Source organism: Immundisolibacter sp., assembly GCF_028696615.1.
In the GTDB taxonomy this organism is placed as follows: Bacteria; Pseudomonadota; Gammaproteobacteria; order Immundisolibacterales; family Immundisolibacteraceae; genus Immundisolibacter.
This window is the reverse complement of the sequence record NZ_JAQVGQ010000284.1, coordinates 1-2,964: the sequence shown is the minus strand read 5'-3', so window position 1 is coordinate 2,964 and position 2,964 is coordinate 1. Positions and strand designations below refer to the sequence as shown.

Sequence of the window (2,964 nt, the reverse complement as noted above, 5' to 3'; positions counted from 1 at the left end):
CGAACTGCTGAGCTCGACCAGCAGATACCACGGCGCCGGCGCGGCCAGCGGATCGCGCGCGCCGGGCAGGTGGCGCAGCACGAACTCGAGCGCCGTGCGCGATACCAGCTCACAGCTCTGACGGCATCGCCGCTGGCCTCGCGCAGGCGCCCGAACACCGCCACACAGGCCTCGACCGACGGGCAGGCCAGCCAGGCGGTAATGGTCTCGCGCGGCAGCGGAAACAGTTTCACCACCGCGGCGGTGATGATGCCGAGCGTGCCTTCGGCACCGATGAACAGCTGCTTGAGGTCGTAACCGGTGTTGTCCTTGCGCAGCGCGCGAAGACCATCCCACACCTGCCCGTCGGCCAGCACCACCTCGAGACCCAGCGTCAGCTCGCGGGCGTTGCCGTAGCGCAGCACGTTGGTGCCACCGGCGTTGGTACTGAGCGCGCCGCCGAGGCGCGCGCTGGCGTCGGCGCCGAAACTGAGCGGGAACAGCCGGTCGTGTTCGGCCGCCGCCTCGCGCACCCGCTGCACGATGCAGCCGGCCTCGGCGGTGAGCGTGAAATCGGCGGCATCGACGGCGCGGATGCGGTTCATGCGCTCCAGGCTCACGATGACCTGCCGCGTCGCATCCTGCGCCACCGCCCCGCCGCACAGGCCGGTGTTGCCGCCCTGCGGCACCAGCGCCAAGTCGAGCGCCGCGCACGCCCGCACCAGCGCCGCTACGGCCGCGGTGTCGCCGGGCAATGCCACCGCCAGCGCGTCGCCTCGATACAGGCCGCGCTGCTCGGCCAGATACGACGCCATGGCCGCGGCGTCGGTGCGCCAGTCGCAGCCCGGCACTTCGGCCAGGCGCGCCAGCAAAGCGCCGCGATCGAGGCCGGTCACGCCAATGCGCTCACAGCGTCACCCGACACACGTCGACCTCGCCGCCGCAGTAGACGTTGAACGCCATCGCGGCGGCGCAGGCACGCCGGGCGATGGTCTCGGCGTCGAGGTCGCTGTCGTACAGCGCGTGCAGGGCGCCGAGCGCGAACTCGGCCCCGGAACCGACCGCGTAATACTGCTCGAAGGCGGTCACGCTGGTGTCCGAGGACACATAAAAGATGCCGCCGCCGTTCACCAGCAGGAACGAGGCATCGAGATCACCGAACGGCGAACGTTCCTCCTCGGCCTGGCACTGGTCGTTGACCAGCGAGTACTGCTCGTGCAGCGCCTTCCAGAACGCCTGAAAGAACCGGAACACGTCGCGCTCGCTGTCGAGCTTCGGCGGCCGCTTGCGCGCCAAAAAGTCATCCAGAATGTTGGCGTACAGCCCCCAGCCGCTGGTAGCCAGGTGGTTGTCGCCGACGGTCAGGATCTTCTGCGTGCGGTGGTTCGAAATCGGCGCACGGTTGTGGCCAAAGTTGTTCTGGGTGTCGGCGGCGATGACGATTTCGCCATCTTTGCGCACGGCGACGGCTATGGTCATGGGCGATTACGGCTGTGAGGGAGGGCCGTCATGCTAACAGCCGCCGGCGGCGGCGGCGTTTGGTAACCTGCTGGCCGCTACCGATTTTTGCACCCGGAGATGCCAATGAGCGACCAGCCCTACACCCCCCCGCGCGTGTGGCAATGGCAGCAGACTGACGGCGGGCGCTTTGCCAACATCAACCGCCCGATCGCCGGCCCCACGCACGAGGCCGAGCTGCCGGTCGGCAAGCACCCCCACCAGCTGTACTCGCTGGGTACGCCGAACGGCCAGAAAGTGACCATTCTGTTCGAGGAACTGCTCGCCGCCGGCCATGCGGACGCCGAGTACGACGCCTGGCTGATCAACATCCTGGAAGGCCAGCAGTTCTCGACCGGCTTCGTGGCGGTGAATCCCAACTCCAAGATTCCGGCGCTGCTGGACCGCAGCACCACGCCGCCGACGCGCGTGTTCGAGTCGGGCGCCATCCTGGTGTACCTGGCCGAGAAATTCGGCGCGTTCCTGCCCAAGGCCGGCGCCGCGCGGGCGGAGTGTCTGTCGTGGCTGTTCTGGCAGGTGGGGGCGACACCCTATCTGGGTGGCGGCTTCGGGCACTTCTACGCCTACGCGCCGACCAAGCAGGAATACCCCATCAACCGCTTCGCCATGGAGGTCAAGCGCCAGCTCGACGTGCTGGACCGCAACCTCGCCGAGCGGCGCTACATGATCGGCGACGAGTACACCATCGCCGACATGGCCATCTGGCCCTGGTACGGCGGTCTGATCCTGGAAAACCTCTACGACGCGGCCGAGTTCCTGCAGGTGCACAGCTACACGCACGTGGTGCGCTGGGCCAACGAAATCGCCGCCCGGCCTGCCGTGCAGCGCGGCCGACGCGTGAACCGCATCACGGGTCCGGAGGATCAGCAGCTGCGCGAGCGGCACAGTCCGGAGGACTTCGAGCGGTAGGGAAGAAAACGACGCGAGTCCGTGTGGACTCGTGGACGCGGCTTCTGTTTCGCGGGCCGGTTGGGGATGCAGACGCCCCAACGGCGTTGCTGTCCGGCCGGTCACCGGTTACGGCGATTCCTGACAGGCCGCTGGCGCAGCGCCCGGCGGCAGTCCTGCCGCCGGGCCGGTGCTCGGCACGTGCCGGCAACGGCCCCGCGCAGGAGGTATTCCAACCCCGTACCGGGCGTGCGGCAATCGCCTCAGGTGCCGGCCGGCGCCGCGGCGTCCTCCCCTGCCGCTGCGCCCTGCGGCTGCGGCCTGTACAGGCCAATCAACACCCAGCCGGCCGCCGGGCGCGCGTCGAACGCCGGTCCGGTCACATACAGGCGGCCTGCCGGGCTGATGGCGAACAGCAGTTGCCCGCCACCTGCAAAGCGCTGCTGGTAGGCGTCCCAGTCGAAGGTATCGGTCAGGCGCGTGGCGGAAATCTTGGCGCCCGCCTCCAGCAGTTCCAGCAGGTCGGCGTGGCTGACGGTCTCGCCGAACATCGGCCGGCCCTGGATGTGACTGGCGATA

General features: G+C 68.8%; 3 protein-coding genes and 1 pseudogene. 1 reads left to right on the top strand and 3 read right to left on the bottom strand.

The window, feature by feature from the left end; genetic code table 11:
• Both PHC73_RS13270 and PHC73_RS13265 read right to left on the bottom strand, forming a co-directional pair.
• Positions 1-875: FAD-binding oxidoreductase (locus tag PHC73_RS13270; RefSeq protein ID WP_300129210.1), on the bottom strand; the 875-nt coding region annotated here is incomplete at its 3' end.
• Positions 876-885: 10 nt separating this feature from the next.
• Positions 886-1,458: a hypothetical protein gene (locus PHC73_RS13265; protein WP_300129208.1), complete on the bottom strand. Its 573-nt coding sequence runs from the start codon at positions 1,456-1,458 to the stop codon at positions 886-888.
• A gap of 105 nt (positions 1,459-1,563) precedes the next feature.
• Between PHC73_RS13265 and yghU the strand changes: the two genes are divergently transcribed.
• Positions 1,564-2,406 carry a glutathione-dependent disulfide-bond oxidoreductase gene (gene yghU / locus PHC73_RS13260; RefSeq protein ID WP_300129207.1) on the top strand — a complete coding sequence of 281 codons (843 nt, stop codon included), beginning with the start codon at positions 1,564-1,566 and terminating at the stop codon, positions 2,404-2,406.
• Between the two features lie 242 nt (positions 2,407-2,648).
• Here the strand turns inward: yghU and PHC73_RS13255 are convergent.
• Positions 2,649-2,964: pseudogene (locus PHC73_RS13255) on the bottom strand (sodium:proton antiporter); the annotation flags it as partial.

Coding starts and splice junctions, on each gene's coding strand:
- PHC73_RS13265 (WP_300129208.1), bottom strand. CDS start 1,458: ATGACCATAGCCGTCGCCGTGCGCAAAGATGGCGAAATCGTCATCGCC.
- yghU (WP_300129207.1), top strand. CDS start 1,564: ATGAGCGACCAGCCCTACACCCCCCCGCGCGTGTGGCAATGGCAGCAG.